The 24,416-nt window shown below is 70.0% G+C and carries 23 protein-coding genes; 14 read left to right on the top strand and 9 right to left on the bottom strand.

Features of this window, described 5'->3' with window-relative positions; translation table 11 throughout:
- Window positions 1-17 precede the first annotated feature (17 nt).
- Window positions 18-1,211: an OmpP1/FadL family transporter gene (locus G4D83_RS38550; protein WP_163869920.1), complete on the top strand. Its 1,194-nt coding sequence runs from the start codon at window positions 18-20 to the stop codon at window positions 1,209-1,211.
- 100 nt (window positions 1,212-1,311) lie between these two features.
- Here the strand turns inward: G4D83_RS38550 and G4D83_RS38545 are convergent, their stop codons facing one another.
- Both G4D83_RS38545 and G4D83_RS38540 read right to left on the bottom strand, forming a co-directional pair.
- Window positions 1,312-2,490 (bottom strand): cyclic nucleotide-binding domain-containing protein, encoded by a 1,179-nt coding sequence (locus G4D83_RS38545; protein WP_163869919.1) that lies wholly within the window; start codon window positions 2,488-2,490, stop codon window positions 1,312-1,314.
- A gap of 27 nt (window positions 2,491-2,517) precedes the next feature.
- Entirely contained in the window at window positions 2,518-3,723 is a 1,206-nt protein-coding gene (locus tag G4D83_RS38540; protein ID WP_163869918.1) for a cyclic nucleotide-binding domain-containing protein, read from the bottom strand.
- Between the two features lie 236 nt (window positions 3,724-3,959).
- On the opposite strand from G4D83_RS38540, the gene G4D83_RS38535 reads away from it, so the two are divergent.
- The 8 genes from G4D83_RS38535 (at window position 3,960) to G4D83_RS38500 (ending at window position 13,088) form a co-directional block, all read left to right on the top strand.
- Window positions 3,960-5,306, top strand: a complete 1,347-nt coding sequence (locus G4D83_RS38535; RefSeq protein ID WP_163869917.1) for a WD40/YVTN/BNR-like repeat-containing protein — start codon at window positions 3,960-3,962, stop codon at window positions 5,304-5,306.
- 12 nt (window positions 5,307-5,318) lie between these two features.
- Window positions 5,319-5,945 (top strand): hypothetical protein, encoded by a 627-nt coding sequence (locus G4D83_RS38530; protein ID WP_205522824.1) that lies wholly within the window; start codon window positions 5,319-5,321, stop codon window positions 5,943-5,945.
- Entirely contained in the window at window positions 5,942-7,183 is a 1,242-nt protein-coding gene (locus G4D83_RS38525; protein ID WP_163869916.1) for a YncE family protein, read from the top strand. The genes G4D83_RS38530 and G4D83_RS38525 overlap by 4 nt, the downstream gene beginning before the upstream one ends.
- A complete protein-coding gene (locus G4D83_RS38520; RefSeq protein ID WP_163869915.1) occupies window positions 7,180-7,905 on the top strand; it encodes a c-type cytochrome in 726 nt (241 codons plus the stop codon). The genes G4D83_RS38525 and G4D83_RS38520 overlap by 4 nt, the downstream gene beginning before the upstream one ends.
- Before the next feature lie 15 nt (window positions 7,906-7,920).
- Window positions 7,921-9,207 carry a DUF1444 family protein gene (locus G4D83_RS38515; protein ID WP_163869914.1) on the top strand — a complete coding sequence of 429 codons (1,287 nt, stop codon included), beginning with the start codon at window positions 7,921-7,923 and terminating at the stop codon, window positions 9,205-9,207.
- A gap of 64 nt (window positions 9,208-9,271) precedes the next feature.
- Window positions 9,272-9,772 (top strand): endonuclease V, encoded by a 501-nt coding sequence (locus G4D83_RS38510; protein WP_275902416.1) that lies wholly within the window; start codon window positions 9,272-9,274, stop codon window positions 9,770-9,772.
- Between the two features lie 123 nt (window positions 9,773-9,895).
- Window positions 9,896-11,812 carry a beta-propeller domain-containing protein gene (locus G4D83_RS38505; protein WP_163869912.1) on the top strand — a complete coding sequence of 639 codons (1,917 nt, stop codon included), beginning with the start codon at window positions 9,896-9,898 and terminating at the stop codon, window positions 11,810-11,812.
- Between the two features lie 100 nt (window positions 11,813-11,912).
- Window positions 11,913-13,088 carry an alkaline phosphatase PhoX gene (locus G4D83_RS38500; RefSeq protein WP_163869911.1) on the top strand — a complete coding sequence of 392 codons (1,176 nt, stop codon included), beginning with the start codon at window positions 11,913-11,915 and terminating at the stop codon, window positions 13,086-13,088.
- Between the two features lie 48 nt (window positions 13,089-13,136).
- Here G4D83_RS38500 and G4D83_RS38495 read toward each other — a convergent pair whose 3' ends face one another.
- Window positions 13,137-13,892 carry a DUF5953 family protein gene (locus tag G4D83_RS38495; protein WP_163869910.1) on the bottom strand — a complete coding sequence of 252 codons (756 nt, stop codon included), beginning with the start codon at window positions 13,890-13,892 and terminating at the stop codon, window positions 13,137-13,139.
- Window positions 13,889-14,794, bottom strand: a complete 906-nt coding sequence (locus tag G4D83_RS38490; protein ID WP_163869909.1) for a DUF6310 domain-containing protein — start codon at window positions 14,792-14,794, stop codon at window positions 13,889-13,891. The genes G4D83_RS38495 and G4D83_RS38490 overlap by 4 nt, the downstream gene beginning before the upstream one ends.
- Window positions 14,795-15,092: 298 nt before the next feature.
- Between G4D83_RS38490 and G4D83_RS38485 the strand changes: the two genes are divergently transcribed.
- Together G4D83_RS38485 and G4D83_RS38480 are read left to right on the top strand one after the other, a co-directional pair.
- Window positions 15,093-15,959 (top strand): hypothetical protein, encoded by an 867-nt coding sequence (locus tag G4D83_RS38485; RefSeq protein ID WP_240357064.1) that lies wholly within the window; start codon window positions 15,093-15,095, stop codon window positions 15,957-15,959.
- A gap of 103 nt (window positions 15,960-16,062) precedes the next feature.
- Complete coding sequence (locus G4D83_RS38480; protein ID WP_205522823.1) at window positions 16,063-16,464, top strand: DUF2203 domain-containing protein; 402 nt, start codon at window positions 16,063-16,065, stop codon at window positions 16,462-16,464.
- Window positions 16,465-16,491: 27 nt separating this feature from the next.
- Here the strand turns inward: G4D83_RS38480 and G4D83_RS38475 are convergent, their stop codons facing one another.
- Complete coding sequence (locus tag G4D83_RS38475; RefSeq protein ID WP_163869907.1) at window positions 16,492-17,097, bottom strand: hypothetical protein; 606 nt, start codon at window positions 17,095-17,097, stop codon at window positions 16,492-16,494.
- A 197-nt stretch (window positions 17,098-17,294) separates the two neighbouring features.
- Here G4D83_RS38475 and G4D83_RS38470 point away from each other — a divergent pair, with 197 nt between their 5' ends.
- Together G4D83_RS38470 and G4D83_RS47025 are read left to right on the top strand one after the other, a co-directional pair.
- A complete protein-coding gene (locus tag G4D83_RS38470) occupies window positions 17,295-18,221 on the top strand; it encodes an NmrA/HSCARG family protein (protein ID WP_163869906.1) in 927 nt (308 codons plus the stop codon).
- 95 nt (window positions 18,222-18,316) lie between these two features.
- Window positions 18,317-19,048, top strand: a complete 732-nt coding sequence (locus G4D83_RS47025; protein WP_163869905.1) for a hypothetical protein — start codon at window positions 18,317-18,319, stop codon at window positions 19,046-19,048.
- Window positions 19,049-19,071: 23 nt separating this feature from the next.
- Here G4D83_RS47025 and G4D83_RS38460 read toward each other — a convergent pair whose 3' ends face one another.
- Together G4D83_RS38460 and G4D83_RS38455 are read right to left on the bottom strand one after the other, a co-directional pair.
- Window positions 19,072-19,362 (bottom strand): hypothetical protein, encoded by a 291-nt coding sequence (locus G4D83_RS38460; protein WP_240357063.1) that lies wholly within the window; start codon window positions 19,360-19,362, stop codon window positions 19,072-19,074.
- A gap of 99 nt (window positions 19,363-19,461) precedes the next feature.
- Complete coding sequence (locus G4D83_RS38455) at window positions 19,462-21,402, bottom strand: glycoside hydrolase family 15 protein (RefSeq protein ID WP_163869904.1); 1,941 nt, start codon at window positions 21,400-21,402, stop codon at window positions 19,462-19,464.
- 301 nt (window positions 21,403-21,703) lie between these two features.
- Between G4D83_RS38455 and G4D83_RS38450 the strand changes: the two genes are divergently transcribed.
- Window positions 21,704-21,946 (top strand): hypothetical protein, encoded by a 243-nt coding sequence (locus G4D83_RS38450; RefSeq protein ID WP_163869903.1) that lies wholly within the window; start codon window positions 21,704-21,706, stop codon window positions 21,944-21,946.
- A gap of 8 nt (window positions 21,947-21,954) precedes the next feature.
- Here the strand turns inward: G4D83_RS38450 and G4D83_RS38445 are convergent, their stop codons facing one another.
- Together G4D83_RS38445 and G4D83_RS38440 are read right to left on the bottom strand one after the other, a co-directional pair.
- A complete protein-coding gene (locus tag G4D83_RS38445; RefSeq protein ID WP_163869902.1) occupies window positions 21,955-23,322 on the bottom strand; it encodes an MFS transporter in 1,368 nt (455 codons plus the stop codon).
- Window positions 23,319-24,281 (bottom strand): ornithine cyclodeaminase family protein, encoded by a 963-nt coding sequence (locus G4D83_RS38440; protein WP_163869901.1) that lies wholly within the window; start codon window positions 24,279-24,281, stop codon window positions 23,319-23,321. The genes G4D83_RS38445 and G4D83_RS38440 overlap by 4 nt, the downstream gene beginning before the upstream one ends.
- Window positions 24,282-24,416 lie beyond the last annotated feature (135 nt).

Raw genomic sequence — 24,416 nt, 5'->3', positions numbered from 1 at the left:
TCAGGGGAATGACTCACATGAAGAAGACACTGTCCCTCGTAGCGCTGCTGGCCGCTGGCTCCTCCCAGGCCGCCGGCTTCCAGATCAACACCCAGAGCGCCCGCTCCACGGGCATGGGCAACGCGGCGGCCGCGTGGCTGGACGACTCGTCGGCCATCTACTCGAACGCCGCGAACATCCTGGGTGTGAACAAGCTGGACGTGCAGATTGGCGACACCGGCATCCTCCCCGGCATCAAGTTCACCCCGGTGAACGGCGCCGAGCAGGGCCAGAAGACGACGCTGTCGCCGCCTCCGCACCTGTTCGCCGTGTACAAGCCCTTCGACCGCTTCGCGGTGGGCGTGGGCGTGTACACGCCGTTCGGCGCGAACAGCCGCTGGGTGGATGACTTCGTGGGCCGCTTCAAGGCCCAGGAGTCGGCCATGGCCGTCTACAACATCAACCCCACCGCCGCGTTCCAGCTCCACGAGCGGTTCCGCGTCGGCGCGGGTCTGGACATCTACCGCGGCACGCTGGAGCTCAAGCGCGCGCTGGGCTTCGTCGAAAGCGAAGGCCAGGTGCACCTGGGCGGCGCGTCGTGGGGCATCGGCTACAACCTGGGCGTGCAGGCGGTGCTGCTGCCCAAGTACGTCACCATGGGCCTGCACTTCCGCAGCACCGCGGACCTGACCTTCAAGGGCAACGCGGACTTCCAGAACGTGCCCGCGGAGTTCCAGGCGCGTCTGCCCGACGGTCCGGTGGAGGGTGACGTCACGCTGCCCGCGACGGTGGCGTGGGGTATCGCCGTCACCCCGTTGGACAACCTGCGAATCGCCTTCGACGCCAACTGGGTGGACTGGTCCTCGTTCCAGGAGCTCGCCATCGAGTTCCCGGAGAACCCGGCCATCAACAACCCGCTGCCCAAGCGCTGGCGCGCGAAGTGGAACTACCACCTGGGCGCCGAGTACGGCGTGACGCCCGCCCTCCAGGTCCGCGCCGGCCTCATCCTGGACCCGGCCCCGGGTCCCGGTGGCACGCTGACCCCGGACCTCCCGGACGCGGACCGCTTCGGCGTCTCCGTGGGCGCGGGCTACCGCTTCGGCTCGGTGCGCGCTGACTTCGGCTACCAGTTCGTCAGCCTGGCCGACAACGAGAGCTCCGCGCCGGGCATCTCCGGCACGTACAACGGCTCCGCGCACGTGTTCGGCCTGACGCTCGGCTACTCGATGTAATCGCAGTCAAACGTCCGGCCCGCATTCATGCGGGTCGGATGTCCTCTTCGCCCGGGTCTCCCTCATGGGGGCCCGGGCGTCGTCGTTTCAGGGGTCCGGCTCAGACGCGCAAATCTCCATCATGCAGCACGCGGCCGGAGGCCAGCACGCGCGCGGAGTTCTGCAGCCGCTCCGTGCCCATGCGCATGAGCAGGCCCTTCGTGCCGGGCTGGCTGAGCAGGTGCTTCTCGAAGGCGGCGCGCGGCAGTTGCAGCACCACGCCCTTCACGTCGGCGCGCACCGTGGCGGACACCGGCTTGTCCAACAGGAGGGAGATTTCGCCGAAGACGTCCCCCTCGCGCAGCTCCGCCAGCGGCATGCGTCTGCCACCCGGCTGCTCCAACCACGGCGTGCACTTGCCACGCAGCAACACGTAGAAGGCATCCCCCGGCTGGCCCTGCGCCATCAGCACCTCGTCGGGCACCACGGCGCGCAGCCGGAAGTCGAGGGAGAGCGCCGCCTTCTGCTCCGCCGTCAGCCGACTGAGCAGCGGGTTGCTGCGGAGCAGGTTGTCCACCAGTCGGCGCCGGTAGAAGTCCTCCAGCACCTCGCCCACGCCAGGGTGACGCACCGCCACCGCCGTCAGGCTCGCGCGCGTCAACTCCAGCAGCACGGCGCGCTCGGTGGCGACGACGCTGGCCAGGCGCGGCCCTTCCGACACCAGCGCCAGCTCGCCGAAGAAGTCCCCGGGCACCACCGAGCCCACCACGCCGCGCTCGCCGTCCTCCAGCGCGCGCACCACCTCCGCGCGGCCTTCCACCAGCGCGAACATGGACGCGCCCGCCGCGCCCTCCTCCACCACCGCCTGTCCCGGGAAGAAGGCGCGCACCTCCAGCACTCCCACCAGGGCCACGAAGTCCTCGCGGCTCAGCCGGGAGAACAGCGGCACGGGGCGCTCCGCGACGACGCCAGGACACAGGGCGAAGCGCTCGGCCAGCGCCCGCGCGCAGCGCAGCCTCATGGCGTCGGTGGCGCCCAGCCGGGCGAGGGCGACACACGCGGCCACCGCGCGCAGGGGCTCATCCACCTTCGCCCACGCCAGCGCCGCCGTCTCGTGGGCCGCCGCGGCGTCGGCCTTCCTGCCCAGCCACTCCAGCAACTCCGCCACCCGCTGGTGCACGTCCGCGTCGTCCGGGGTGGACTTCGAGAGGCCCTGGTACTCGGCCAGCGCCTCCTCCAGCTTCCCCTGGCTCGCGAGCGTCACCGCCCGCTCCTTCCCCACGACGTGCATGTCCGCCATGCCGCCATCCTACCGCCACATGGAGTCCTACGCGCTCAACGCGCGCACCCGCTCCGCGAGGTTGTGGGTGAACAGCCGGTAGATGCGCAGGGCCGCAGCCTCGTGCGTGGCCAGGTAATGCTGGAAGTCCACGCGCGTCACCCTCAGCGCGCGGACGGACGAGCGTGAGCGCACGTGCGCGGACGTGGGTCCATCCAGGATGAGGGAGATTTCACCCAGCCAGGCGCCGGGCCCCAGCGTGTTGAGCTGGCGAGCGTCCAGCCCCGGCCCGGTGAATACGTCCACCGTGCCCTCCAGCAGCACCAGCAGGCCCGTGCCCCGCGCGCCCTTCTCCAGCACCGTGGTGTCCCCGGGGATGGCCACCTGCTGCGCCATGCGGAACAAGTCCTTCAAATCCTCCAGCGCCAGCTCGCCGAAGATGGGGATGGCCTTGAGGTACTCGTACCCGTCCGGCACGGCGCTCGCCACCGGCGCGGGCTCATGGAACGCGGACGTGCCGTCGCCCAGCCCCAGGTGGCGCAACAGGCGCAGGTGCTCGGCCTGGAGCACGTCGTCCTCGCGCGCGGCCGCCGACTCCTGCCGCGCATCCGCCAGCAGCACCAGCGCGCGCCAGGACTCTCCCTGCTCGTCGAGCAGCGCGCACATGCGCAGCACCGCCTCGCGACGCCGGGGATGCTCGGGCGGCACGCCGCGCAGCGCCTCCAGCTCCGCGTGCGCATAGCCCAGCGCGTGGTACAGCTCCGCGGCCTCCAGCGGGCGCTGCGAGCGCGTGAGGCACTGGGCCATGGACTCGCGCGCATGCAGCGCGCGGTACAGCTCCAGGGCCCGCTCCAACGCACCCGCGCTCTCGAAGGCCGCAGCCGCGCGGGCCCGCTCTCCGGCGCGCAGCCACGCCTCGGCCGCCAGCATCGGCGCGCCTGCCTGCTCATGCAGCGCCGCGGCTTCCGAGTCCGCGCCCTGCGCTTCCAGGAGCCGGGCCGCGCCCGCGAAGTCCCGCGCGCGCCGCAGCACGTCCACCAGCGCCGAGCGCGCCTGCGCGGGCACATTGCCGGACTCCTCCAGCACCCGCTCGCGCTGCACCGGGGACAGGTCCTCGTAGGACCGCACCGCCACGTCCACCGCACCCTGCATCAGTGCCTCCCACACCGCGCGGCCGGGGGCTCCCACGGGCACACCCCACCCCTTGGCGCCCTCATCCGGAATGAGGTCGGACACCTTCGCGGCCCCCGCCATGTCGTGCTCCCCCCTGCGGCAATGTCTCCCACGTCCGTAGCAGACCGGCCGCCAGGAGGCGAGCCCTCCGCGCGCGCCTCCTCCCGTCGACACGAAAGTGGTGGGTGCATGACCTTCCACGCACGGGATGTGGCGAAGCAACGCACCCGTGCTTCCACGCTCGCCGCTATATGTCGGCGGTCCAGGCGTTATCGTCCGGGATGGGCCGGCCCCCCACACCCCCTGGAGCCCGAATCATGACGACTCGCCACATGCGCCGCTGGAGCCTCGTCGCCACCCTGTGTGCCCTGGGTGTCGGAGGGACGGCGCGAGCGCACGCGGGCCTGCCAGAGACCTCCAACGTCACCCTGCGCCGAGGCCACCCGGAGGATTACTTCCTGGGCGCGACGTTCGGCGCGGTGATTTCGCGCGACAGCGGGAAGACGTTCCGGTGGATATGCCCGACGGCCATGGGCTACGGCGGCTGGAACCCCAACGCCTACCTGTGGCGTGAGGCGGGCGACATCCTCGCGGCCACCGGCAGCACGCTGCTCCGCTCGCCCGACGGCGGCTGCTCCTGGAACACCCACCCCTTCTTCAAGGACACCTGGGTGTCGGGGCTGGCCGCGCATCCCACCGACGACCGCATCCTCTACGTCGTCACCTCCCGGCACGGCAAACCCAACGGCGTCTATCGCTCCCTGGACGGCGGCGAGACGTGGGCCCCTTCTCCTCTCATGCGCCAGGGCCTGGTGCTCAACGCGGTGCGCGTGTCCCCGGCGAACCCCCAGCGCCTCTACGTGAGTGGCAAGGAGGAGAGCCGGTTGCTCCTGCTGCGCAGCGACGACGCGGGCGAGACGTGGACCGAGGTGGTCCACCCGCTGTCGGAGCTGCTCTTGCCGTACGACTTGCTCGTGGAGATGGCGGACCCGGTATCCGCGGACGTGCTGTGGGCGCGCGTGTCCTCCCAGGGCGCCACGTACCTGCTGCGCAGCGACGACGCGGGCCAGACGCTGAACATCGTCTCCACCATCAACGACGTCTTCATCAACATGGAGCTGTCCGCGGATGGGAAGAAGGCGTGGGTGGGGACGCTCAACCACTTCTTCCGGGGCCCTTCCACCGGACCGCTGGAGATGCTGTCGCTGCCCACGGGCAACGCGTGCGTGCTGCGCGACGGGCAGACGCTCTACGGCTGCGGCTCCACCTGGCTGCATGACTGGGCGCTGGCGCGCAGCACCGACGAGGGCAGCACCTGGCAGCCCCTGTTCGGCCTCTACGAAATCCAGGGCGCGCACCACTGCCCCCGAGGCACTCCCGTGCGAGAACTCTGCCCGGCCCAGTGGCCGCAGCTCGCGGAGCAGCTCGGGGCGCCGCTCTATCCGGCCGGCCCCGTCGAGGAGCCCCCCGTGGACGCGGGCACCCCCGACGCGGGCAGTCCCGAGGACGCCGGTACGGCCGAGGACGCAGGCACCACTCCCCAACCATTGCCTGCCCCCAAGGGCTCGGGCGGATGTGAGGCCATGGGTGGGAACATGGTGCCCGTCCTGCTGTTGCTCTCCACCCTCACCCTGCCGCGCCGTGGTCGGCGGCGCCAGAATTGAACAGGTCGCCCCATGAAGCCCCTCTCGCGAAAGACGCTCTGGACCACCTCCCTCGTCGCCCTGCTCTCCCTGACGACCACGGCCTGTGGCGACGACAAGGAGCCGGAGTCGAAGTGCGGCGAGCCCCTCTACGGCGGTGACGCCACCGACGAGGCCTGGCGCGCGCTCGTCGACGCGAAGGGCAAGCCCACGGACAGCACCGAGGCCGCGCATCTGGCGCTGCCCACGCAGGGCACCACGTACTCCATCAACGACGCCCCGCCGAAGTGGACGTGGACCTCGACCCTGGCGAGCGCGCAGCCGCGCCCCGCGCCGGTGAGCCCCTTCGACACGGCCCGCTCCATGCTCGCGCGCGTGGGCGAGTGGGTGCTGCCCACGGCCCATGCGCACCTGCCGCCCTTCACCGGAGACATCCACTGGGTGCAAGTCACGGTGCCCGGCCGCGAGTGCCCGGTGGAGATGCTCACGTCCAATCTGGAGTGGCAGCTCGACGCCGCGACGTGGGACACCCTCAAGGCGAGCGCCGGACAGGACCTCTCCGTCCAGGTGGTGAGCGCGTACCTGCTCCAGAACCGCATCACCGAGGGTCCCTACACCCTGGCCCAGCCCGTCACCATCCGCCTCCAGGGGGCACCATGAGACACGCGTGGGTCTGCGCGCTGGGGCTCGTCTTCGCGGGCTGTAGTGACGACTCGAATCCCTTCGACGGCGTGAAGCCACCCGCGGACATCGAGTACGCGCACCCGGAGCCGTGGGGCGCGGGCTCGAGCGTGCCGCCTCCCGGGCCTGGTGGACGCGTCCTCATCACCAACAGCCTGGACGACACGCTGAGCCTGCTGGAGCTGGAGGGCGCGACGAGCGCGGGCTGGCGCGAGCTGGCGCGCGTGCCGGTGGGACTCAACCCGGTGGAGCTGGAGGGACCGCACCACACCGCCGTGTCGCCGGACGGGAGCCACTACTACGTCGGCATCTCCAACTACGTGCCGGGCGGCGGCTCGGGGCCCCATGGCGCGCACGGCAGCGGCGCCGATGATGGCTACTGCCTGAAGCTGGATGCGCGCGACAACCGGCTGGTGTCCTCGGTGCGAGTGGACCCGAACCCCGGCGACGTCATCGTCAGCAAGGACGGGAACACGCTGTACCAGACGCACTTCGACACGCTGAAAATCGCCGAGGTGGCGCGTCGCGGCGGCACCGAACGGGAGATGTTCGCGCGGCTGGCCATCATCGACGCGAAGACGATGGTTCGCAAAGCCATGGTGGACGTGTGCCCCGCTCCGCACGCCATCCGGCTGTCTCCGGACGAGCGCACGGCCTACATCGCCTGCTGGTCGGACGAGGTGGCCATCGTCGACCTCTCGGCGCCCACCACGGAGGCTCAACGCGTGAAGGTGGCCGCCAATCCGGGCACCGCCACGGCGCCCCGGCACCAGCCCTACGCGCTGACGATGTCGCCCACCACGGGAGATGTCTTCGTCAGTTCGATGGCGAGCCGCGAGGTGCAGGTGCTCGAAGCGCGCACGCACACCATGAACGCGACTCGGCGGATTCGCCTCGCGGGCTCACCGATGTTCGGTGACATCGGCGCGGACGGGACGACGTTGTACATGCCGTATCAAGGCGTGGAGGCGCTGGCCATCATCGACGCGGCCACGGGCTTCATCCGGCGCGAGGTGGACCTGGCGCCTTCGGGCTGTCTCAACGCGCACCAGGCCAGGCTGACTCCAGACGAGAGCCACGTGCTCGTGGTCTGCGAGGGTGACCACGTGCGCCCGGGCACACTGCACTCGGTGAACGTGGCGCAGGGCACGGTGGTGAACACGGTGCGGGTCGGCATCTTCCCCGACTCGGTGAGCATCCTCCGGGGGCAGCCATGAGCCACGCGGCCTGGAAGGTGCTGCCCTTCGTGGCGCTCGTCACCCTCGCGTCCGCCTGCGGTGACGAGGCGAAGCCGGTGAGCGCGGCGGAGTACGGCGAGCTGCTGTTCCGCGACGCGCGCTTCTCGGAGAGCCAGTTCAACGACTTCTCCTGCGCGACGTGCCACGCGACGACGCCCACGCCGCTCAACGGGCGGATGGACTCCGGCTACACGCTCTACAACGTGGCCTCACGGCCCAACTGGTGGGGCGGCTACGAGACGAACCTGCTGGACGCGGTGAACTTCTGCTACGTCAGCTTCATGCGCGGCGTGCAGAAGCTGCCGGAGGACTCGCCCCAGAGTCGCGCGCTGTATGAGTACCTGGTGAGCATCAGCCCGGATGCCACGGCCCCCGCGCTGCCGTACACCGTGGTGAAGGACATCCAGGAAGTGCCTCGCGGAAGCACGGAGCGAGGACAGGCCGTGTATCAAGCCGCGTGTCAGGAGTGCCACGGCGCCATTCACACCGGTGAGGGACGGCTGACGGAGATGGCCTCCATCCTCCCGGAAGTGACCCAGGACTACGATGAGCTGTTTCCGGGAATCCCCCACTCGCTCGTCGTCATCGAGAAGGTGAGACACGGCCAGTTCTTCCACATCGGCGGCAACATGCCCGCTTACAGCCTGGAATCCCTCTCAGACGCGGACATGGGAGCGCTGCTCACGTACCTGGGGCTGTAGTAAGGAAGCCCGCATATGGGTTTCTGGAAGAAGCTTTTCGGTCTGGAGAAGGCGGGTTCGGAATCATCGTCGAGCCCGCCTGAGTCAGTGAGCCCCCGCGAGTACCTGCGGCGCGAGGTGGAGGCGGCGCTGAAGTCCATCCCCCGGGTGACTGAAGTCACCCGGTTGCCGGATGACTACGGCCTGCGGTTCTTGAAGAACGGGGAGGTCGTCCAGATGTACCTGGACAACCTCTTCGCGGAGACGCGCGAGGTGTCTCCCGACGAGCGCGCCCAGCAGATCCGCCGCTTCCTGGCGGCCTTCACCGGGGACAGCGGAGGCAAGCTGTCGTGGGAGGAGGCGCAGGAGAAGCTCCTTCCCGTGGTGCGCTCGGCGACGTTCGGAATGATTGCGCCACCGGGAGAGTCCCGCCCGCGCCCCATGGTGGAGCGGCGCACCATCCCCTTCCTGCGCGAGCTGCTGGTGTTGGACCTGCCCGACGCCACCATGTACGTGCAGCAGCAGCACCTCCAGGAGTGGGGCGTCTCCGAGGAGGAGGCCTTCGAGTCGGCCTTCGCCAACCTGGACCTCATCCACGAGTCTGGCGTGGCGCTCCAAGACGAGGAGCCGAGCCCACTCTGGTCCGTGGACTCCAACGACACCTATGAGGCCTCGCGCCTGCTGCACCCGGGCTTCCTCGCGTCCTTCGCCGACCGCGTGAAGGGCCGCCCCATCGCCGTCATTCCCACGCGCTCCACGCTCCTCATCGGGGGTGATGGAGACCCGGCCATGCTCAAACGCCTGTGCGAGTTCGCCGAGCGCGAGCACGACGCCAGCACGCGCGGCATCTCCCCCGCGCTCTACACCGTGGACGACGCCGGGCGCGTGGTGCCGTACCGGCGCGCCGGCAACGACGAGCTCGCGCAGTTGGTGCGCCGGGGCCACCTGCGCTGCGCCATGGGTGAGTACGCCACCCAGAAGCAGATGCTGGAGGCGCAGCACGAAGCGGAGGAGGTGGACGTGTTCGTCGCCAGCTTCGGCGCCATGGGCCGCGAGAAGGACGGCCGCCCCATCAGCTGGTCCAGTTGGAGCAAGGACGTGGACACGATGCTGCCGGAGACGGAGGTCGTGGCCATCCAGGCGGGCGAAGAGGACTTCTTCATGGTGGCCTTCCCGGACGTGAAGCGGCTGGCCTCCGCGTACCTCGCGCCGATGCCGGAGCTGTGGCCGCCGCGCTACCGCACCACCGGGTGGCCGTCGGACGCGGTGGTGGAGCAATTGCGCGCCGCGCAGGTGGACCTGGCGGAGTACGACGCCGACTGAGACCCTTCGCGACGTCAGCCGACCGAACGCCTCCGCGTCAGCCGGGGGCCGTTCTCCCGAGGAGATGACGATGCTCGCCTGCGTGGACGTGGACTACCGCGATGACGTCACCGTGGCCGCGTGCGTCCTGTTTCGCGATTGGGCCGATGCCTCGGAGACCGCGCACCACGTGGACCGGGGCCCTCCCGCGGCAGCCTATGAGCCCGGCCAGTTCTACCGCCGCGAGCTGCCACACCTCTTGCGCGTGCTCGCACTGGTGCCGGAGCAGTTGGAGGCCATCGTCGTCGACGGCTATGTGTGGCTGGGCCAGGACAAGCCCGGCCTGGGTGCGCACCTGTACGAGGCGCTCGGGCGCGCGGTGCCCGTCATCGGTGTGGCGAAGACGTCCTTCCACTCCAGCGACGTGGCCCTCCCCGTGCTGCGCGGCCAGAGCCAGCGCCCTCTCTTCGTCAGCGCCGTGGGCCTGAGCACCCCCACCGCCGTCGAGTACATCCAGCGCATGCACGGCCCCTCCCGCATGCCCACCCTGCTGGGCCGCGTGGACCGGCTGTGCCGCGAGTCGTGAGCCCTCCTCACCCCTGACACGCGCGTCGCGCTCGCGCGGGTGTCCGGCTCGCCCGTGGGTCCGCTTCCCTCTGAAGACAGAGGCCATACCCCTGGTACGGGCCTTGCTCTCAAGGTCCACCCCATGCGCCCACCCCGCGTCCAGCGCCATCACCTCCTCACGGGTCTGCTGCTCATCCTCGTCATCTCGGCGTGCCCTCCGGAGCGCCGTCCGCTCACCCGTGAGGAGGTCGCCTCCATCACCTTCACGCGGCTGGAGCGCTTCGAGTCGGAGCAGGCATTCGACGCCCACGTGAAGCAGCTCCAGGCGATTCGCGAGAGCCTGTCGAGCGGCGGCGGCCCCGTGGTCGGCTGCGGTGGCACCAGCGCGGACGGCGAGCCTTCGCCGCAGGAGCCCGCACCGGCGGACCCCTCCATCACCAACAACCAGGAGGCCGGCGTTGACGAGGGCGACATCGTCAAGGCCGTGGGGGACTGGTTCGTGGTGCTGCGCCGGGGCCGCCTCTTCACCGTGCGCCAGGTGCAGGGTGCGTTGGAACCGGTGGAGCAGGCGGACGCCTACGCGCCGGGCTTCACGCACGGCACCTGGTACGACGAGATGCTCGTGTATGGCCGTCGCATCATCGTCATCGGCTACAGCTACGACTTGAGCGCGACGGAGGTCAGCCTGTTCCGCATGGATGACGCGGGAGCGCTGACGCATGAGAGCACCCACTTCCTGCGCTCCAACGACTACTACTCCAGCCGCAACTACGCGAGCCGGCTGGTGGGCGGCACCCTCGTCTTCTACATGCCGTACCACCTGTCGGGGAGCGAGCTGTCGTTGCCGTCCACGCGCAACTGGGTGCGCGGCAACGAGACGACCTCGTGGCAGCCCATCCTCACGCGCATGGACGTCTTCAAGCCCGTGCAGACGACGCTGTGGCCCGCGCTGCACACGGTGGTGCGCTGTGATTTGGACTCGCCGGAGTTCACCTGCACGGCCCGCTCGCTGATGGCGCCGCCCGCGCGGACCTTCTACGTGTCGCGCGACGCGGTGTACCTCTGGGTCTCCCCGGGCTACGAGTCGTGGACGGTGGAGGGCGAGAAGTACGACCCGAAGAAGCCGCGTGACTCGGTGGTGTACCGGCTGCCGTTGGACGGTGGCGAGCCCGGGGCCCTGCGCGCGCGCGGCGGTCCGGTGGACCAGTTCTCCTTCCGGCAGAACGAGGACGGGCACCTGGATGCGCTGCTCGTGACGTCGGGCCAGGGGGATTCGATGTGGGGCCCCGAGGTGACCCGGGGTGACGGCCGCTTCGCGCTGCTGCGCGCGCCGCTGGACGCGTTCTCTCCGGAGCTGACGGGCCTGCGGTCGGAGCACTTCACCCTGCTGCCCGGGCCCGTCGAGGGCACGCTCCAGAATCGCTTCGTGGGCCACCACGTGCTGTGGGGCTCGGGCGAGGGGTTCGACGACGACTCCAATCGGGGTGAGCGCGCCGTCTGGGTGACGGACGTGCGGGCTCCGCTGGATTCACATCGGCTGGCGCTGGGCCACACGGTGACGCGCCTGGAGCCGCTGGGCACGGGCGGCGCATTGGTGGTGGGCGAGAACAGGGCGGGCCTGCGGCTCACCACGGTGGCGCTCGGAGAAGGAGGCCCGGAGTTGAGGGGCACGCTGCTGCGCGCCGGAGCGACGCAAGGCGAGTCGCGCAGCCATGGCTTCTTCTTCAAGCCGGATGGCGCGGGCGGCGGGGTGATGGGGCTCCCGCTGCGGTACGAGGGTGGGGAGTGGAGCTCGCTGCGCTACGGCTCCGCGGAGGTGTCCTTCATGCGGGTGGACCCGACGCTGGAGTTGACGACGCTGGGCTCGCTGGGCGCTTCAGTGGAGACGGGCGATGACGCGTGCAGGAAGTCGTGCACGGACTGGTACGGCAACGCGCGCCCCATCTTCTACCGGGAGCGCATCTTCGCGCTGATGGGCTACGAGTTGGTGGAGGCCCACGTCACCGGGAGCACCGTGGAGGAGTCCTTCCGAGTGAGCTACCTGCGGTCGGGCCGCTGAGCCCGGTTGCTCGGAGTGGAGGGAGGCCGGGGCCAAAGTCCATCGGCTCGTGACTCCGAAGCGCTTCCCCTGGAGCGGGACCTGCGAGACAAAGCGGGTCATGCACCGCCGTCACTTCCTGCGATTCTCCGCCCTGGGGGGCAGCACGCTGGCCCTGGGGAGCCTCGGTTTCTGGCGCAACGTGTACGCCGCGCCGGCCATGCCGAGCACGCCGGGCTCGGTCACCGGGCCCTACGGACCGATGGCGGAGAGCCCGGATGCCCAGGGGCTCCGGCTGCCGCGTGGCTTCACGTCTCGCGTCATCGCTCGCACGGGTGACGTGGTGCCGGGGTCGGATTACGCGTGGCACATGGCCCCGGATGGTGGGGCCTGTTTCGCGCAGCCGGACGGCGGTTGGATTTATGCGTGCAACAGCGAGACGTCACCGGACGGTGGCGTGTCCTCGGTGCGCTTCGACGCGAAGGGGAACATCACCGGCGCGTGGCGCATCCTCTCTGGCACGCACGTCAACTGCGCGGGAGGTCCCACGCCGTGGGGGACCTGGCTGTCCTGCGAGGAGCACCCGAAGGGGCTCGTCTGGGAGTGTGAGCCGTCGCGGCCGGGACAGGGCGTCGCGCGACCCGCGCTGGGGGCCTTCACGCACGAGGCGGTGGCCGTGGACCCGATGGGCCGGCGGCTGTACCTCACGGAGGACACGCCCACGGGCCGGTTCTACCGCTTCACTTCCGCGAAGTGGCCCTCGCTCGAGGAGGGCACGCTGGAGGCAGCTCGCGTGACGGGAGACCCTCGCACGGGCTTGAAGGTGCAGTGGGTGCCCGTGTCGCCGCAAGCTCCGGCCGCGATGCAGGCGGCGGGGCGGGAGACCACGGCGTTCCCTGGAGGTGAGGGCTGTTGGTACGACGGCGGCGTGGTGTACTTCACCACGAAGCACGACAACCGCGTGTGGGCGCTCACGCCGCTGACGGGCCGGCTGGAGGTGCTGTACGACGCGGCCACGTATCCGAACGCGCCCCTGCGCGGCGTGGACAACGTCACCGTGTCGCAGGCGCGTGAGCTGTTCATCTGCGAGGACGGGGATGACATGCAGATGTGCCTGCTGACGCAGGACAAGAAGGTGACGCCGTTCCTCCAGGTGATGGGACACGCGGGCTCGGAGCTGGCGGGCGCGGCGTTCAGCCCGGATGGCAAGCGGCTCTACTTCAGCTCCCAGCGCGGCTCGGACAGGCGCGGTGTCACATACGAAGTGAAGGGCCCCTTCCGCACCCGGCGCGGCTAGGGACGATTCGTGACAAAGCATCAGCGCTTCGTCGAGACCATCCACACGTCAAGGCGTTGCACGTCCGCCGATCTCCGGGAACCGTGCGTAGGCACGCAGGAGCGCGTCCAGGTGGGCGGGATTGTCCAGGTCGAGCGGCGCGTCCGTGAGCTGCACGACCCACCCGCCCGATGACGTGCGCCACGCCCGTGAAAGCAGCTCCGCATCCCGGGCCAGGTCCGGGAACCCAATGGCCTGCGCGGCAGCGGCGGACCAATAGTTCAGCCACCCGAGGAACCAGGGAATCTCAGGCGCGGGGATTTTTTCTGGCAGGTTCAGCATGGAGAGTCCACGGGGTGAGCTCTCGGGCCCATGAGCCGAACGGCGAAACTGCTGCGCGACTTCCGAGCCGTAACCATACGGCGACGCATGCCCCCAGAATGAGCGCGCCCCCTCCGCCACGCCCTCAAGCAAAGCAGCCGCTGCCGCGCTCACGGGCTCGTCCAGTGGCAGCTCCGCATGCACTTCAGACAGAGATTGGCCGCCTGGACTAAGGAGTCCAGGTCTTCCCCTCCCGTTGACCGTCACGGGGTAACGCTCGTCCCCGTTGCACAGAAGAGGGAATCTTCCGTCCTGTGTCCTTTCCACGAGCCACGCATCGCGCCGCGGCAATGCGATGGGGCGCCCTCCTTTGCCTACTTCCCACTCCAGGCGCAGGCCGGGGAGCGCCTTTTCCATCCCATGGACGACAGCGAGCGTGCGGCCATCTTTGGCTGCGAGCGCAGGCGCGTAGACAATGAGGGTGAGGACCTGACGTTTGGTCATCGCTTGCACCCCGTGACGACGACATTCAGTGTGAAATCCGCTTCAATCAGCGCGTCTTTATGCGCTTGGGTGCTCACCCCAATGACGAAGTCATATCCACATGCCGCCGCGGCGGTTCGCTCCCCTTGTATTTGCTCCAACTCACTCTCAATCTCCCGCCTCCGGATGAAGTCAGGATATGTGTCGAATCGATGGGTTTTGATCTCCCACAGCACACGCGCGCCGACTTGCAGGGCATCGAAGCGCTCACCGCCCACGAAGACGTCCATGCCGGGGTGACGGTTGGGCGGAAACCTATCGGCGCACTCGTTATGCGGGACATCTTCGCCCGCGTGACGCACCGGAATGGGCTCGCACGACGGACGGCGCGGATTGGTTTCTGGCGGTGGGGGGAAGATGTCTCCGGTGCTCGAACCCTTTGACGCAGGCGCCTGGTTGGCTAACGGTTCTTTGGCCGGCTGCGTTTGAGTCTTGGGCTTCGCGCGCTCGCGGGAGGCGTTCCGTTGATAAGCATCAATCCCCTCCTGGATCGCGGCCGCCACCATCACCGTGCCAACAACAACCACGGCACCGACGGCGAGTTCCGGTGCTAAAAAGATGCAGAGCCCCACGCCCACGGCAGCCGCACCCGCATAGGCAACAGCGCATCTTCCTGTGACATCGCGAAACTGGACCCTGTCGTGTTCGAGAGCGTGAAAGCACCGCTCCGCCAGGACAGGCCACTCGTTGGACGCCTCCCGCACCACGCAATGCCCGTCATCCGTCCAGGGGTACTGCGCCGCCCGCTGAAGGTTGGCGAATCTCGGATTCGGAGCCTCCAACTCTCCGAGGCTCGACTCTGTCGTTGCGCAGGCCGAGAGCAGCAGCAGGAGCACGAGTGCGCAGGAAGTTCGGGAACGCATGGCCACGTCATTTCAAGCAAGCAAGGTGCTGCGGGGTCAAGGCCGCGGGGTTCTCCGAAGAGCGCCGAACAGGTTATGTCACGCCGCGCGCTGGTGACGATGGCCTTGGTTGCGGCCACCACGCACAGGGCAGCATCACTGCTCCGAGGTGGCGTTCGGCGTGCGTGGCGTCCACAGCCGTTTGCCCGAATAGGGGTGGCTCCACCCGTGCCTTCGGCACCCGCCTGTCGGATGGTGACCGGGCTCGCGAGCGTTCCCCTGGAAACCGCCCCCTCTGGAGGCATACCTTCCGGGGGCAATGGGCGTTCCCCCCTCACAGCTCGGGCTGTTCGACACGGTGCGTACCGAACGGACCGCGTCACAGGAGCCCGCTTCAGCGCATCGCATCGCCGAACTCGACGAGCCCTCCGCCGCGCCTCGCACCACCGAGCACGACGAGCCCACCACCGAGCGCCGTCTGCCCGAGCGTGAGGAAGCGCTGCTCCAGGCCGCGAGCCTCGCCCGCCGATTGGCCCTGGAACTCGGCGCCCCCGTCCACCTGCGGCTCACCGACAACCGAGCCACGCTGGTCAGCTTCCGCCGCGTCGCCCAGGGCCTGCGGCTGCGCGTGCACCACCTCTTCCTCGAAGCCCCTGACGACGTCGTGCGCGCCATCGCCCGCTATGCCGTCCGGTCCGACGCCAGCTCCAGTGCCCTGCTCGAAGCCTACGCCCACGAGCGCCAGGGCCTCGTGCGTCGCGAGCGTAGGCCCGGCAAGGCGCTGCGCACCCGGGGCCGCTGCTTCGACCTGCGCGCCGTACACGCGCGCCTCAACACGGACTGGTTCGACGGCCGCGTGGGCGTGGACATCGGCTGGGCACGCCGCCCCACCAAGGGACGGCGGCGCACCATCCACCTGGGCGGCTACGACGCGCGACTGCGCGAGATTCGCATCCACCCCGCCCTGGACCGCCCCCACGTCCCCGCCTTCGTCGTGGACTACCTCGTCTTCCATTCCATGCTGCACGCCGACCTCCACGAAGAGGGCGGCTCCAGCCTCGACGGCGAGGGCCGCTGCGCTCCGGGCCACTCGCCCGCGTTCCTCGCGCGTGAAGACACCTTCCCGCTGCGAGACACCGCCCAACGCTGGCTGCAGGACAACCACACCTCCCTGCTGCGCGGCTGAGCGTCGTCCCGTCTTCACACGCGCGCGCACTCCGTGCGGTTGTCCCCGCTCCGAAAAACGAGCGATGGCGGCGACACGGCGGAGCACTGCATGCTCCACGGCCATGCGCTACTTCAGCGTGGACGAAGCCAACCGACTGGTGCCGCTGCTCAGCCGCACCTTCGAGCACATCCGCCCTTGGGTGGAGCGCGTGCAGCAACTCGTGGAGACCCTCGGCACCCCCGAGGGCAAGGCCCTGTCGAACCAGGAGTCGCTGCGCGAGGAGCGCGACGCCCTGCTCGAGAAGGTCCGCCTGGAACTGCACCACTTCCACGAGATGGGCCTGGAAATCAAAGGCGCGCTGGGGCTCGTCGACTTCCGAGCCCACCGCGGCGATGAACCCGTCTATCTGTGCTGGCGCATCGGAGAAACCGCCGTCTCGCACTGGCACGGGATGTACGACGGCTTCTCGGGGCGACGTCCCATCGACAGTCCGGAGGAGTTCGCCCCCACCTACCTCAGCTGAAGTCGCGCTCCACCACCCCCGCGCGCTTCAGCCTCCGGTGAAGCTCTTCTGCAACAGCGCCAGCTTGTTGCGCGCGGACAACAACTGCTGGCGCAGCGAGTCCGCCTGCCGGGCGATGTCGTTGAACTCGCTCTGCTCGGCCGCCTGGGAGAGCGACTGCGCCTCGTCGGCCACCTCCGACATGCGGTCCTGGAGCGACTGGAACGTCACGCCCAGCGCGGCCTGCTCCTCCGGAGTCTTCGCGCTCTGGCGCTGGGCGGCGAACTCCTGCATCCGCACGTTCAGCTCGGCGGCGCTCTGCCCCAACGCGCCGTAGCGCACGAGCAGGTCCTTGAAAATCTCGGTGCGCGCCTGGAGCTCCTGCGCGCGCACGTGCACGGCCTCGGCCTGGGCCTGCTGCCTGTCACGCACCTGGGAGATGGCTCCCACCAGCGCGGAGACGCGGGCGCGGAGCTGCTCGTCCATGTCGGCCAGGGCCTTCAGGGTGGAAGAGGCGCGCTCCAGATGCTTCTCCGCCTGGAGGGGGGCGTCCTGGAGTTGTTGCGCCAGGGCCTCGAAGCGCTCCAGTCCCTCATCGAGGGAGCGGGCGGCCTCGACCAGCGCGGAGTCCTGCGGCTTGTCTCGCTTGCTCATGGGCGGGCGGGAACATGGCACGCGCGAGGGGCCGACGGGGCGAGGACTTCACGGGCGATACATCCAGGGCCCGCCTGCCCTCCTGCCCGGCGGGCCCGGCCATGGGCACGGGCGGCCCCTTTCCCGCGCTCGCCAGCGACTCCCATCGTCCCCAACTTCCCGACATCCCACAGACCCCTCTGTCGCGAGGTTCACACATGCCCAGGGCCCACTCCCTCTCCGTGCTCGTCACAGGCGCCACCGGCAACCAGGGCGGCGCCGTGGCACGCCAACTCCTCCACCGCGGGCACCGCGTCGTCGCCTATGTCCGCCAACCCCAGTCGCCCGCCGCGCGCTCGCTGGAGTCGCTGGGCGCCGAGCTGGCCGTGGGTGACTTCGACGACGTGGACGCGCTCGCCCGGGCCGCGGAGAGCGTGGATGCGTTCTACGCCATGGCCACGCCCTTCGAGTCAGGCGTGGAGGCGGAGATACGCCACGGCATGAACCAGGTGGACGCCGCGCGGCTCGCCGAGGTGAAGCACCTCGTCTACACCTCGGTGGCGGGCGCGGACCGGCTGACGGGCATCCCCCACTTCGACAGCAAGCACCGGGTGGAGCTGCACGTGCGCCGCAGCGGCCTGCCCTTCACCATCCTCGGCCCCACGTTCTTCATGGAGAACCTCACCAGCCCCATGTTCGAGGAGGGCCTCAGGGCGGGAGTGCTCGCCTTCGGACTGCCCGCCTCGCGAGGGCTCCAACTGGTGTCGATAAACGACCTGGCCGCCTTCGCGGTCCGGGTGCTGGAGGACGCGGAGCGCCACGAGGACCTGCGCATCGACGTGGCCTCCGACGAGGTGACGGGCCAGCAGGCGGCGGGCCTCCTGTCGATGGTGAGCGGCCACCGCATCCACTTCGAGCAGCTCCCGCTGGACTTCATCCGCGAGCGCAGCGAGGACCTGGCCGCCATGTACGAGTGGCTGGACAGGGTGGGCTACCACGCGGACATCCTCACGCTTCGCCACAGCTATCCGGACCTGCACTGGCACACGTTCGAGGACTGGGCGCGCAAACAGGACTGGAGCGCGCTCACCTCTCCCGCCTGGCCGCACGCCGCCGCCGAGCCCACCCCGCCTGGCGGACAGTGAGGCCCCGCGCCCCCTGGTGACGTCCCAGGGTGGCGCCGCTTGCGCCGCACCCCGCGCATTGCCGCTGCCTACCTTCGAACAGAAGGAGGCCTCTCATGCGCGCGCTCGTGCCCGTCGCCACGCTTTTGCTGGCGGCAGGCTGTGTCACTGAATCGAAGCTGAAACCCTCCCTGGACGCCCAGGTCCTCCAGGGAGACAAGGACACCGCCATCGCGAAGTCCTCGGGGGTGACGCTGGTGGCGGATGGCGCCGCGTGGAAGGGCAGCCCTTCCAACCTGGAGCGCACCCTCACGCCCGTCTACGTCCGCCTGGAGAACCAGAGCGGCAGGACGCTGCGCATCCGCTACGAGGACTTCTCGCTCGTCGGCACCGAGTCGCGCTTCAGCTACTCCGCGCTGCCGCCCTTCACCCTGCGACAGTCGATGGTGTCGTCCTCGTCGACGCAAGGGACGCTGGAGGGCACGGGCGGCTCGGGAAGCGGCTCGGTGTACATCGGCGCGGGACCTGGCTGGCGCACCGGCTACGGCTACGGCTACGGGCCGCGCGGCGGGTGGGGCAATCCCTTCTACCCGGGCTACGGCTGGGGGGGCTACCCGGGGCCCTACACGACCTACCAATGCGAGGAGCCCCTGCCCACGCGGGACATGCTCCAGAAGGCGCTGCCCGAAGGCACGCTGGCGGACGGTGGCACCGTGCAGGGCTTCATCTACTTCCAGGTCGTCACCGGCCGGGAGAACGGCGTCGTGCTCCGGGCCAACCCCGTGGACGCGAACAGCGGCGAGTCGCTGGGGACGCTCGACATCCCCTTCCAGGTGGGAAAGGGCTGAGCGCCTTCGCCGCGGGCCGCTCGTCAGTGAAGCAACATGTCGGCGCGAGAAGTCGCGCGCCGGTGGCCGTTGAGCAGCGAGGCCTCCTCGGGGACACCCAGCCGTCGGCGAACCTCCGAGCCGCGCATGGGGAGGCCGAAGAGCGGCCCCAGCACCACCAGGTCCAGGGACGCGGCGACCAGGGGCCCCAGTCCCAACAGGGCCACCGCGGCGCCCCGGGAGGTCCCGGCACGCAGCCCGCCCAACACCAGACAGGAGCCCGTCACGATACGCAGCCAACGTCCCGCTCGCGATGCCATGAAGCCGACGACCATGCGCACCTCCCCAGGGCGAAGATGGACACGCTCCGGCGAGCGACCACTGGCCCGGCTTCTTTGTCCGGACGCCAGCCGAGCACCCGGGCAGGCGCCTCCTCAGTGGAGCGCCGGGGCCTCCGACTCGACGGACGGGAGCGAGGCCTGCGCGGACCCGCGCGCTGCCTCACCCTGTCGTCGTGACGACAGCAGGGACTCCAGGGCGACCGCCGCGAAGTCGCGAGCCTCCTCGGGCGGACGCCGCTGCTCCAGCGCGCGGACCGCGGAGAGCTGCGCGCACGAAGACACCAGCGCCATGTGAGTGAAGGCCTGGGGGAAGTTGCCCAGCGCCTCACCGGTGACGGGCACGGCCTCCTCCGCGTACAGCCCCACGTCGTTGGCGAGGCCCAGGAGCCGCGACAGCAGCGCCTCCGCCTCCTCCCATTTCCCCTCATGGGCCAGCACGTCCACCAACCAGAAGGAGCACAGCAGGAAGGCGCCCTCTCCTCCCGACAGGCCATCCGGCGCGAGGTAGCGATACAGGAGCCCGCCCGACTCCAGCCGCTCGCGCACCTTCTGGACCGTGCCGCGCACCAGCGGATGCCCCAGGGGAAGAAAACCCAGCGCGGGAACCAGCAAGGTGGACGCATCCGCCGCGCTGGAGCCCCGGGCCTGGGGAAACCACCCGTCCACCGCGCACTCCATGAGGTAGCGCCGCAACTCCGCGCGCTCCCGAGCCCAGCGCACCAAGGGCGCCGGCAGGTTTCGCTCCCGCGCCAGGCGCAGTCCCCTGTCCAACGCCACCCAGCACAGGAGCTTCGAGTGGATGAAGTGCCGAGGCTCGTCCCGCATCTCCCACAGCCCCTGGTCCGGCTGTCGCCAGCGCCGACACACCTCCTCCACCAGTCCGGAGAGGAAGGCCCAGTTGGTGGGCGTCACCAGCCCGCCCGCGCGCGCGTACAGCCAGCTCGCCTCCAGGAGTTCACCCGACACGTCGAGCTGGAGTTGTTTCGCCGCGCCATTGCCGATGCGCACCGGCCGCGAGCCCGCGTGTCCGGCCAGGTGGCTCAACTCCACCTCGGGCAGCAGGCGGTGGCCCTGGATGCCGTACATGATTTGCACGTCCTCCGCGCGCCCCGCGCTGGTGCGCCGCAACCAGTGTCGGAAGGCATCCGCCTCTTCGCGGTAGCCCGTCACCAGGAGCGAGATGAGCGTCAGTGACGCGTCCCGCAACCAGGTGAAGCGATAGTCCCAGTTGCGCGTGCCTCCGAGCTGCTCGGGCAGCGACGTGGTGGGCGCGGCCACGAGCGCTCCGGTGGGAGCGTACGTGAGGGCCTTCAGCGTGAGCGCCGAGCGTCGCACCGCCCTCAAGTGCGCGCCCTGGTACGAGCAGCGGCCAATCCACTGCCGCCAGAAGGTGAGCGTGTCCTCCAGGCGGCGATGGAAGTCGTGGAGGTCCGGCGCCTTCTCGGGCGCCCGCTCGACGAAGGACGGCGTCCACGCGGCTTCAATCCACGCCTCGTCTCCGGCGCGCAGCAACCAGCGGGCGCGCAGGGAGGACTCCTGCGCCATGAGGGGACGCGTGGACGACACCCACAGCGCGTCCGCGCCACCGACGACTTCAGCGGTGCGCCAGGACGTCAGCCGCACGCGAGGGGTGAAGGAGCCATACTCGAAGCGCGGAGCCACCACCACGCGCACGTGGACCTCGCCCGCGAGGCAGCGCACACGTCGCAGCAACGCATGCCGTGTACTCACGCTCGTGCCGCTGGAGGCGCCGCTGGCCGACACGGGCATGCAGTCGGTGACCTCCAGCACTCCGCGCGGCGTGGTGAAGGTGGTGGCCAGGACGTTGCTGTCCTCCACGTAGGTGCGCGTGGAGGTGAAGTGGCCCACGGGTGCCAGGCAGAAGCTGCCGCCCCGCTGCTCATCCAGGATGCGGCAGAAGACCGAGGGCGCATCGAAGCGAGGGAAGCAGGCCCAGTCGATGGAGCCATCCAGTCCCACCAGCGCCGCGGAATGACAGTCACCCAGGAGGGCATAGTCGGCGATGCGTCGCATCCACGCTCCCTCCCCGGGAAGGCTCATCCTGTTTCAACCAACACCCTTCACCGATGGGGACGGGCGAGCGCGAGCGCAACCGGAGGCTCGCGAGCGGACGCATTCCCCATGGGATGCGCCGGTCGCCTGCCTCCTCCGGCGCGCGTCATCACCCGCACGGCCGGGCGCCGAGTCGCGGGGGCAGCCGTCTCCCGCAAAGTCCCCGAGGGGCCGTTTCACCGTGCGGGTGCTGCGGGAGACGAACTCACTCCCCAGCTTCGCGCGGAGGGGCCTTTCCCACGCGCGCCCCCAGGGAGCTCCCATGTTCAGCCGAGCGGAGATTCACAAGGGAATGAAGGTCCGCGGCAATGATGGCCACGCCATCGGCCGCATCATCGACATCACCGAGAAGGAGCTCATCGTGGAGAAGGGCCTGCTTCGGCGACACGACTTCGCGGTGTCCTTCGACGACGTGACAGAGGTCCTCCACGGGGAGGTGGTGTTGCGCCATGGACGCGACAGCCTCTTCTCCGCGCCCCGCGAGGTGCCCCCCGTCGAGCACTGAGCCCTCTGTCACTCCGCGCTCGCGGCCCCGGGAGCGGCGGTCGTCAGCGGGACGTCATTCCAGCCCGCGCGAGCCTCCGCGTCGCGCGCCGCGCGCCGGCCTGTCTCCACGTCCACGCGCCACAACACCGCCGCGCCCGCGCCGAAGAAGGCGAGCAGGGACAGCACCGCCAGGCGACTGGAGCCCGTCAACTCCACCGTGGCCGCGAACACCAGCGGGCCCGCCACCGCCGTCACCTTCTCGAAGACGCTGAACAGGCCGAACATCTCCCCCGCGCGGTGCCGGGGAATCAGCTGCGCGAACAGCGAGCGGCTCAGCGCCTGGCTGCCGCCCTGCACCATGCCCACCAGCAGCGCGAGCGCGAAGAAGTGCGCGGGCGAGCTCATGAAGTAGCCCAGGAACGTCACCACCACGTACACCGCCAGCGCGAACATCAGCGCCGGCTTCGCGCCGACCTTCGACGCCGCCCGGCCGAACAGCACCGCGCACGGCACGCCCACCGCCTGCGTCAGCAGGAGCGCCCCCATCAGCGCGCCCTGGCCGATTCCCAGCTCCGTCCCATACAGCGTGGACAGGCGGATGATGGTGCCGATGCCGTCGCTGTAGAGCAGATACGCCACCAGCAGCAGCATCGCCTGTCGGTACTTCCGCAGCGTGCGCAGCGTCTCCGCGAGCTGCGAGAAGACACCGGTGAGCGACAGCCGGGGCGGGGGCGCGCCACTCTGGGGGCGAGGCTCGGGGACGCGCAGGAACAACGGCACCGAGAACGCGCCCCACCACAGCGCCACCGTCACGAAGGACACGCGCGAGGCCGCCGCCGCGTTCGGCAGTCCGAACCAGCCGGGCTTCACCAGCAACACGAGCTGCGCGGCCAGGAGCAGCCCGCCTCCCAGATAGCCCAGCGCGTAGCCCGCGGTGGACACCCGGTCCAACTCCTCGTCCTTGGCGATGTGGCGAAGCAGCGCGTCGGAGAAGACGATGCTGCCCGTCACCCCCACGTTGCCCACGCCGAAGCACACCAGCGCCCAGACCCAGTCACCCTGCCCCACGCCCGCGAGTCCCAGCGTGGACAAGAGCCCCAGCGTCAGGAACACGCCCAGCAGCGTCTTGAGCCGGCCCGCCCTGTCGCTCAGCGCGCCCAGCACCGGCGACAGCACCGCGACAGTGCCCAGCGCCACGGCGGTGACGGCGGCGAAGCGGCTGGTGGCCACCTCGCGCTCCAGCCCCTTCGACGCGACGGAGGCGTAATAGATGGGGAACACCACCGCGATGACGGTGGTGACATAGGCGGAGTTCGCCCAGTCATACATCGCCCACGCGCGCAGCTCCGGCCGCGTGAGCCCCAGCCGCGACATGAGCGAGTCCCAGACCCTCATGCGCCGAAGTCCATGCCGTGGATGGTGTCATCTCCCTGCGCGGCTTGGAACACGTGCCACGCGGCGGCCAGGTCCTGGAAGGGCAACCCCACCGCGCCGAACACCGTCACCTCGTCCGGAGAGGTCCTCCCCGGCTTCAGTCCGGCGAGCACCTCGCCCAGCTCCGCGTGGATGGCGTCCTCGCCCAGCCCCACGTTGCCCACCGCGCCGCTCGCGACGGACAGGCCCCGGTGGTCGCAGATGAAGCGCGCCTGCCGCAAGAGCTCCGCGGAGACCTCCGCCTTGCCCGGCTCGTCCGCGCCCAGCGTGGTGATGTGCGTGCCCGGCCTCACCATGCCGGCGTGGAGGAAGGGCTGACGGCTCCACGTCGCGGCGATGACGATGTCCGCGTCCTCCACCGCCTCCGCCACCGAATCCGCGGGCCGCACCGGCAGGTTCAGCTCCTGATACATCCGCGTGGCGAAGGCGAAGGCGCGCGTGGGGTCCGTGTCGTGGACGCGCACGTGGGACAGCGAGCGCACCAGTCGCAGCGACTTGAGTTGCATCACCGCCTGCGCGCCCGCGCCGATGATGGCCACGCGGCTCGCGTCCTCCCGCGCCAGCACGTCCGCCGCCAGCGCGCCCATCACCCCCGTGCGCACCGCCGTCAGGTGTCCGGAGTCCATCACCGCCAGCAGCTCGCCAGTGACGAGGTCGTTCAGGTGCACCACGCCCTGGATGGCGGGCGTCCGCGCGGGGAACTTCGCGTGCACCTTCACCGTGTACGCGGGGATGCCGGGCAGACAGCCGGGGAGCATCGCCAGCGCGGTGCCCTCGGCGTGCAGCGGCGCGCGCACGCGCTGAGGCGCCACGGTGCGAGCCAGGGCGTCGGTACGGAAGGCCTCTCGCAAATCCTCCAACAGGGTGAGCGCCTGGAGGTTGCGAGACACATCGGAGCGGGTCAACAGGAGGGTGCGCATCTGCGGCCCACCCTAACCGAGCGCGTGCGCTCCGCCAGCCCTCGACTTCGCCCCCGGGGGCCAAGCGATTGGCGGTGGACGGACGCCCACCTCGTCCAGCGGGGAGCGACGAACGACTCCGGCGAGCGCCGCGCG

Source organism: Myxococcus eversor (assembly GCF_010894455.1).
GTDB classification, from domain to species: domain Bacteria; phylum Myxococcota; class Myxococcia; order Myxococcales; family Myxococcaceae; genus Myxococcus; species Myxococcus eversor.
This window is presented reverse-complemented; position numbering and strand designations above follow the sequence as displayed.

Coding starts and splice junctions, on each gene's coding strand:
- G4D83_RS38550 (WP_163869920.1), top strand. CDS start 18: ATGAAGAAGACACTGTCCCTCGTAGCGCTGCTGGCCGCTGGCTCCTCC.
- G4D83_RS38470 (WP_163869906.1), top strand. CDS start 17,295: ATGCCCAGGGCCCACTCCCTCTCCGTGCTCGTCACAGGCGCCACCGGC.
- G4D83_RS38530 (WP_205522824.1), top strand. CDS start 5,319: ATGAAGCCCCTCTCGCGAAAGACGCTCTGGACCACCTCCCTCGTCGCC.
- G4D83_RS38460 (WP_240357063.1), bottom strand. CDS start 19,362: ATGGTCGTCGGCTTCATGGCATCGCGAGCGGGACGTTGGCTGCGTATC.
- G4D83_RS38445 (WP_163869902.1), bottom strand. CDS start 23,322: ATGAGGGTCTGGGACTCGCTCATGTCGCGGCTGGGGCTCACGCGGCCG.
- G4D83_RS38500 (WP_163869911.1), top strand. CDS start 11,913: ATGCACCGCCGTCACTTCCTGCGATTCTCCGCCCTGGGGGGCAGCACG.
- G4D83_RS38490 (WP_163869909.1), bottom strand. CDS start 14,794: ATGCGTTCCCGAACTTCCTGCGCACTCGTGCTCCTGCTGCTGCTCTCG.
- G4D83_RS38440 (WP_163869901.1), bottom strand. CDS start 24,281: ATGCGCACCCTCCTGTTGACCCGCTCCGATGTGTCTCGCAACCTCCAG.
- G4D83_RS38450 (WP_163869903.1), top strand. CDS start 21,704: ATGTTCAGCCGAGCGGAGATTCACAAGGGAATGAAGGTCCGCGGCAAT.
- G4D83_RS38525 (WP_163869916.1), top strand. CDS start 5,942: ATGAGACACGCGTGGGTCTGCGCGCTGGGGCTCGTCTTCGCGGGCTGT.
- G4D83_RS38505 (WP_163869912.1), top strand. CDS start 9,896: ATGCGCCCACCCCGCGTCCAGCGCCATCACCTCCTCACGGGTCTGCTG.
- G4D83_RS47025 (WP_163869905.1), top strand. CDS start 18,317: ATGCGCGCGCTCGTGCCCGTCGCCACGCTTTTGCTGGCGGCAGGCTGT.
- G4D83_RS38545 (WP_163869919.1), bottom strand. CDS start 2,490: ATGGCGGACATGCACGTCGTGGGGAAGGAGCGGGCGGTGACGCTCGCG.
- G4D83_RS38510 (WP_275902416.1), top strand. CDS start 9,272: ATGACGATGCTCGCCTGCGTGGACGTGGACTACCGCGATGACGTCACC.
- G4D83_RS38480 (WP_205522823.1), top strand. CDS start 16,063: ATGCGCTACTTCAGCGTGGACGAAGCCAACCGACTGGTGCCGCTGCTC.
- G4D83_RS38455 (WP_163869904.1), bottom strand. CDS start 21,402: ATGCGACGCATCGCCGACTATGCCCTCCTGGGTGACTGTCATTCCGCG.
- G4D83_RS38535 (WP_163869917.1), top strand. CDS start 3,960: ATGACGACTCGCCACATGCGCCGCTGGAGCCTCGTCGCCACCCTGTGT.
- G4D83_RS38540 (WP_163869918.1), bottom strand. CDS start 3,723: ATGGCGGGGGCCGCGAAGGTGTCCGACCTCATTCCGGATGAGGGCGCC.
- G4D83_RS38520 (WP_163869915.1), top strand. CDS start 7,180: ATGAGCCACGCGGCCTGGAAGGTGCTGCCCTTCGTGGCGCTCGTCACC.
- G4D83_RS38495 (WP_163869910.1), bottom strand. CDS start 13,892: ATGACCAAACGTCAGGTCCTCACCCTCATTGTCTACGCGCCTGCGCTC.
- G4D83_RS38485 (WP_240357064.1), top strand. CDS start 15,093: ATGGGCGTTCCCCCCTCACAGCTCGGGCTGTTCGACACGGTGCGTACC.
- G4D83_RS38475 (WP_163869907.1), bottom strand. CDS start 17,097: ATGAGCAAGCGAGACAAGCCGCAGGACTCCGCGCTGGTCGAGGCCGCC.
- G4D83_RS38515 (WP_163869914.1), top strand. CDS start 7,921: ATGGGTTTCTGGAAGAAGCTTTTCGGTCTGGAGAAGGCGGGTTCGGAA.